The 6,117-nt window shown below is 49.6% G+C and carries 5 protein-coding genes; 2 read left to right on the top strand and 3 right to left on the bottom strand.

Going from position 1 to position 6,117, the window contains the following annotated elements:
- Positions 1-208 precede the first annotated feature (208 nt).
- Positions 209-889, bottom strand: coding sequence for a hypothetical protein (locus H6F86_RS13155; RefSeq protein ID WP_190449047.1), 681 nt, complete (start codon positions 887-889; stop codon positions 209-211).
- 382 nt (positions 890-1,271) lie between these two features.
- Positions 1,272-1,892 (bottom strand): hypothetical protein, encoded by a 621-nt coding sequence (locus tag H6F86_RS13150; protein WP_190449046.1) that lies wholly within the window; start codon positions 1,890-1,892, stop codon positions 1,272-1,274.
- 164 nt (positions 1,893-2,056) lie between these two features.
- Here H6F86_RS13150 and H6F86_RS13145 point away from each other — a divergent pair, with 164 nt between their 5' ends.
- Positions 2,057-2,287, top strand: coding sequence for a hypothetical protein (locus tag H6F86_RS13145; RefSeq protein ID WP_190449045.1), 231 nt, complete (start codon positions 2,057-2,059; stop codon positions 2,285-2,287).
- Here the strand turns inward: H6F86_RS13145 and H6F86_RS13140 are convergent.
- The gene (locus H6F86_RS13140; protein ID WP_190449044.1) at positions 2,267-4,801 is read right to left on the bottom strand and encodes an ATP-dependent Clp protease ATP-binding subunit; all 2,535 of its coding nucleotides are present in this window, start codon (positions 4,799-4,801) and stop codon (positions 2,267-2,269) included. The two genes, H6F86_RS13145 and H6F86_RS13140, sit on opposite strands and share 21 nt — an antisense overlap.
- Positions 4,802-5,306: 505 nt before the next feature.
- Between H6F86_RS13140 and H6F86_RS13135 the strand changes: the two genes are divergently transcribed.
- Entirely contained in the window at positions 5,307-6,113 is an 807-nt protein-coding gene (locus H6F86_RS13135) for a DUF2993 domain-containing protein (RefSeq protein ID WP_190449043.1), read from the top strand.
- Positions 6,114-6,117 lie beyond the last annotated feature (4 nt).

Genomic DNA, 6,117 nt, shown 5'->3' with positions numbered 1-6,117 from the left:
CTCATCGGTCAGGTCACTGTCGTAGTAAGGCTGACTCATATCCTCAAGCCATGTAGATGTCACTCTTCTGGTATCGCGCCTTTGTGACCGTAGTTGTCTTCTACTTCACATACATTTACAAACAGTTTCTTAACGAAGAGGCTCAATACGACGATATGCTATGGGCTATTTAAACAACAAGTAGTGACGCATTTAGAACACTACAGAACTAAAGTTCAGGTTGACGAAACTCAAACTCTCCACACCAACTAATCTCAGGCACAAGCTTAGGTAACGGAGGCTCCGTTTCAAGAGGGGCTAGCCTAATAATGTAGCTAATGCCATCGATACCAGGACGATTAGCTTGATACCACTGTCCTAACGCCTTGTTCTCTTGCAAATGACCCTTGTCATCGTATTCTTTAAGCGATAGCTGTACAGTCATGCTAGATAGATAAGCATAAACTTCTACCAAATACTCTGCGGGTGCAATGTCGATAACCTGAAAGATTTGATAATTCGGCTCAGGCAGTTTTCCTGAAATGGCATCCGCTAACTCGTCTGCATCACCGCCGCCACAAAGAATGATGAACTTGCCGCAAGGAATGTTTAATTTCCAGGAAAGCCGCCCAATCCAATCGTGTTCTTCTTGGTCAGTTAAGTCACCCAAGACGAAGACCGTTTCACCATCAAGAGCGCAATCACCATCAAAAAATAAAGGAATACAAATTCCCTGTCTAAGGAGTCCTTCTATTTCTTGGTCATTTGCATGACCTAACATATGAGAAACCGCTTCTGGTGTGAGACCACTACCCCCTAAACTTGCAGATGTAAGAACGTAGTAGTGACCATCGCAGAAGAACTCTTTTGCTATAGGAATTACTTTACGTGGTCCTACATTTTTAGACATTTTTTTAGTTCGATCAGTAGAGATATGTCAATGCCTAAATGATCTTAAGCACATGAGTGGCTATCTAACGGTTCGTTTCACTGGACGGTTTTAATATCTGAATTAGAGGCGATAGCGTATAGCTCCGTTCTGATGCAAGCACTTGTTGGGAGGCTTTCTAAACATCCCAACAGGAATAAGTTGGTCAGGCTTATATAGCAGTCCTAAATCAGTTGTGAGCTTGAGAGGCTTTGTGAGAAAGGATTCCACTGAAATCCTTTCTCACAATCCAGATAGGATCGCCATATATGTCAATTAATTCACAATCTTTTATGGAGGCGGTACGCACCGCGTGCCAAGCTGACCAACTTATTGCTCAACCCTTAAAGCGACATCATTCACCTTATTTTTGGGTATAAGGAAGTGAGGAGTGGTGCAGAATGATGCGTAACTTACCGCTATCATCCTTAAAGAACTGCCAAGTCTTATCCACTGTAGTAATCTTGCCGTTTTTATCGGTGATCATCACGTTGCCCATCGTAGTCGCTGTATTGCCAGAAATGAAGATCCCTGCATTCTTGATTTCTACTTTTCGCCAGCTGTTCAATGCAAACCCCTTGTCCGTTGGAAAGGCTGGGTCACCTCCTACAAAGTAAGCCAAAGCTCCCGCATGAGTGGTTCGGAATGTCTGTGGAGCCACAGTAAGGGTTGGCTTGAAAAGAACAGCGCCAAATTGGTAGCCGTAGGCTTCGTCAATTACTTTTTTAGCCAATGCTTTGGCAGCTTGCATGCCCTTCGTCTCGTGTGTTGTAGAAATAGCCACTAATGCTTCTCCCCAAGCCTTTTGAGCAGCCAAGACCTCGCTCTCGGTGATTGCTCTACTGACGACTGATGTCTTTAGACCTGAAGGAGCTGCCATTGAGCCATTGGAGTCTGCGATGGCTGGCTGGACAGCGAGTAGAGCACCAGAGATAACTGTAACCGTAGTAAAGAATGCTGAAATGCTAGGTTTCAAGAGCTTCATAGGTAGATGTTTAACTTTTCCTGGCTTATCTTCTCACAAACTGTGGATTCAAATATCACTAAGCAAATCGTTACTAGCTCTATGGTCTACAGCATTACTTATTGCCTTATTCGCAGTGCTATTGATCCTAATTACAGTTTTCAGTCTGCCCAACAACTTATTACATGAATATTTTTCGGGATAATGGTGCGATCGGGCTGTTATCAAGAATTTTTTGGGAGCTTTACCCAAAAGCAAACATTATCAATACTTTTTCGCACGATCGCTCTAGTGCAGGACATGCTCGAGAATCTGTGTCGTTTCACTCAACTATTGCTATGAAAAAGCCCTACACCGTTAAAGTGCAGGGCATAAGAGTAGAATTCACGCAACCTTTAAGAGACGATCGCCTCTAACAGACGTTCTGGTTTTGTAGTTGTGTGAATGGCGATATTGTTATCGTCATCCAGATCCACGATCGCGGTATCACCGTCTTGGATAGTTCCTGACAAAAAGGCTTCTGCCAGGGCATCTTCGAGCAGACGAGTAATGGCGCGACGGAGCGATCGAGCACCGTAGGCAGGACTATAGCCTTCAACCACCAGGCGGTCTTTCACGCGATCGGTGACTTCCAGAGCAATGCCGCGATCGGTGAGATTCGCCCCTACTTCTTGGATAAGCAGTCCAGCAATCTGCCTGACTTCATCGCGAGTGAGCTGCCGGAAGACAATGATCTCATCCAAACGGTTCAGAAATTCGGGACGGAAGAACTGCTTGAGTTCCTCATGCACCGATGTCTGAATGCGGTTGTACTGTGCGTCTGCTTGGGTCGCAAACTCAAAGCCAAGTCCATTGCCGCCTTTTTCAATCACTCTGGAACCAACGTTAGAGGTCATGATTACTAGCGTGTTGTTGAAGTTGACCGTCCGACCTTGAGCATCGGTCAAGCGACCGTCATCCAACAATTGCAACAGCAGGTTGAAGACATCAGGATGGGCTTTCTCAATTTCGTCAAAGAGGACGACTGCATAGGGCTTGCGCCGTACTGCTTCCGTCAACTGCCCGCCTTCGCCATAGCCCACATAACCAGGAGGCGAGCCGATGAGCTTAGAAACCGTGTGCGCTTCCATAAACTCAGACATATCGAGCCGGATGATGGCATCTTCAGCGCCGAAGACATTTGCTGCCAGTGCTTTTGCCAATTCCGTTTTACCAACGCCTGTAGGACCAGAGAAGAAGAAGCTAGCGATCGGGCGATTAGGACTCTTCAACCCTACCCGTGCCCGCCGCAGTGCACGTGAGGCAGCTTTGACCGCTTCATCTTGACCGACAACCCGCTCATGCAGAGCATCTTCTAGATACAGCAGTTGCTCCGATTCTGACTCGGTGAGCTTACGCACTGGCACGCCAGTCCAGGAGGCAACAATATGAGCAATGTCGTCTTGAGTGACGTGAGGCGTAAGGGGTGCTGGATTGTACACTGCTCCCTCTGCCTCGCCTGCCACCTCTGCTGTCTGCCCTCTGCCGTCTGCCTGCTCCCCTTTGATTTGTGCTTCTAGCTCTAACTCACGATCGCGCAGCTTTCCAGCAGCATCGAAATCCTGAGCGCCAACAGCCGCTTCTTTCGCTTTTGTAACCTCCCGCAGTTCTTTGCGGAACGCTTTGCTAGGCGAATGCTGGGTGTGCGCTAACCGAACGCGAGAGCCTGCTTCGTCGATCAGGTCAATTGCCTTATCGGGAAGGTAGCGATCAGTGATATAGCGATCGGACAAGGTCGCAGCCGCCACCAGAGCCGTATCGTCGATTTTGACCTTGTGGAACTGCTCGTAGCGATCGCGCAAGCCAAACAGGATTTCGATCGTTTCAGTGACGCTGGGTGCGCCAACCGTCACAGGCTGAAAGCGACGTTCTAGGGCAGCATCACGCTCAATATATTGGCGATATTCATCCAATGTTGTGGCACCCAGGCATTGCAGTTCACCACGGGCTAGTGCTGGTTTCAGCATATTGGCAGCATCCATACCGCCCTCATTGCCACCTGCGCCAACCAGGGTGTGCACTTCATCAATCACCAGAATCACGTTGCCACTGGTTTGCACTTCGCTGATGACTTTCTTCAAGCGCTCTTCAAAGTCGCCCCGGAAACGCGTACCAGAGATCAGGGCACCCATATCCAGGCTGACCACCTGCTTGCCTTCGAGGTTTTCAGGCACGTCGCGGTTAACAATGCGCTGAGCCAGTCCTTCGGCGATCGCAGTCTTGCCTACGCCGGGTTCCCCAATCAATAGTGGATTGTTCTTGGTGCGGCGACCCAGAATTTGCACTACGCGCTCAATTTCAGTTTGGCGACCAACAACCGGATCGAGCTTACCTTCAGCAGCGAGCTTGGTCAGGTTTGTACTAAATTCTTCCAGAGTTGGGGTTTTCGCGTCGCTGTGGGTGCCAACTGTCTCGCGTCTGCCTCCAACGGCGGCGGCTACAGCTTCTCCTGTGGTTTGTGACCCGATCGCTTGCAGCAGGTTCTCTTGAATGGCGATCGGTTCAACATTAAGGCGTTGCAGCACTTTAATGGCAACCGTTTCATTGCCTTGCGTTAGCGCCAGGAGCAAATGTTCAGGACTCACGTGGTTTTGCCCAAACTCTTGCCCTAACCGTGTCGCTTCAGTAAAGATCCGCTTTACTCGTGGTGTAAACGGTAGTTCTGCCGGAATGGCACCCGTCCCGCGACCCGTAATTTTTTCGCACTCAAGGCGGGCAGCCGCTAGCGTTACGCCTAATTTCGTCAATAGTTGAGCGGCAAGGCTCGTGCCCTCGCGCACAATGCCTAACAGTACTTGCTCTGTCCCGACAAGGTTATGCCCCTGCCGACGCGCTTCTTCCTGGGACAGCATGACCGCTCGAATGGCTTTTTCTGTAAACAGTTCAAACATGATTGGTTCTCCTACCACGCCGTTTGTAACGATAGAAACAACTGACAGATTCAGAGGCAGTGGTTAGAAGTCCATCGCTGTCATCTAGCTTCTTCAGTTGCAGTGAATTGAATCTGGGGTTCGGCTCCCCTTGAGACCGTATGTAGTTTCGTGAACCGATGTATTGCTACTCTATCGCTAGTGCTTGGCTGACAGCAGTAGGGAAAGCCGTATGTACTGGGCGGTTTTTGGGATCGAGGAGTGAGGGGAGAGGTAAGAAGAGGGGCAGGGGGAGCAAGGGAGAGAAGAGAGCAGAGTCGGTGTGTAGTGTGGGATGTCGGTATACTCGGTGTGGCGGATGTGCGATCGCCCCTAAGTGATCGTTCAGCCGCCGCTTCGATCACTGCCCAGTTCGCTCTATAAAGCAATTTTTAGTTTGCGGGTTGCGATCGCGTTCTGCTCTCTTTCGTTCCTGACGATTTACTAGTGACCATTGAATCCTGCTGTCTGTTTAAGCTCAACCTCTATGTCTAACCAAAGTCGCCTCATTAGTATGGTGCTGTCTCCAGCAGTGGGGCTTTGGCTACGATCGCAGCTTGAACACGTAGAAGACCTGCAACTGACCATTGAGGCGGGCGATCGACAGCTTTTGTCTGGCTGCATCAGTCGGGTAGTGGTTTCAGCTCGCAATGCTGTCTACCGAGGTTTGCATCTGAGTCAGGTGAGCCTAGTAGGAGAGCAGATCCGTACAAATTTGGCTCAGGTAGTGCGTGGTAAGCCGTTGCGGCTACTCAAAGCGTTTCCGATCGCGGGGAATGTGCTGCTGTATGAAGCGGATTTAAACAGGTCGCTACAGGCTCCGCTATTAGCGCAGGGTGTGATTGAATTTTTGCTGACCTTGCTACGAGCGGATGGCGATCAGTCGGATGGAGAAAACGACGAGTTAGCGCAACGCACGCCGCAAGAAATTCGGTTGCAAGATCCGAAAGTCATACTGGGCGATGGTCTGGTGACGCTCTCAGCTACGTTAGCTACCGTCAGCGGTCAACCAACCAGTGTGGTCATTCGCACCGGGCTATGGTTAAGCAATGGCAACCAACTTCATCTCGATCGTCCTCATTTGCTTCCTCACGCAAACGCGCGTCAAGGTTTTCCCCTCCGCGATCTCGATGGATTCGCCTTTGATCTTGGCTCTGAGGTGGCGCTGCAAACACTCAGCTTGCAAGCAGGGCAGATTAGTTGTCAAGGGCAAATTATGGTGACACCGGAGGAAGGCGCGGGAGAAAACTTCAAAGAAGGGGTGAAGGAAGAAGGGCCAAAGGATAAAGGATAAGAGT

The organism is Phormidium sp. FACHB-592 (assembly GCF_014695795.1).
GTDB lineage: Bacteria > Cyanobacteriota > Cyanobacteriia > Leptolyngbyales > Leptolyngbyaceae > Stenomitos.
This window is presented reverse-complemented; position numbering and strand designations above follow the sequence as displayed.

What these genes read in the sequence shown, in the direction of transcription:
- H6F86_RS13155 (WP_190449047.1), bottom strand. Translation starts at nt 889, where the DNA reads ATGTCTAAAAATGTAGGACCACGTAAAGTAATTCCTATAGCAAAAGAG.
- H6F86_RS13150 (WP_190449046.1), bottom strand. Translation starts at nt 1,892, where the DNA reads ATGAAGCTCTTGAAACCTAGCATTTCAGCATTCTTTACTACGGTTACA.
- H6F86_RS13145 (WP_190449045.1), top strand. Translation starts at nt 2,057, where the DNA reads ATGAATATTTTTCGGGATAATGGTGCGATCGGGCTGTTATCAAGAATT.
- H6F86_RS13140 (WP_190449044.1), bottom strand. Translation starts at nt 4,801, where the DNA reads ATGTTTGAACTGTTTACAGAAAAAGCCATTCGAGCGGTCATGCTGTCC.
- H6F86_RS13135 (WP_190449043.1), top strand. Translation starts at nt 5,307, where the DNA reads ATGTCTAACCAAAGTCGCCTCATTAGTATGGTGCTGTCTCCAGCAGTG.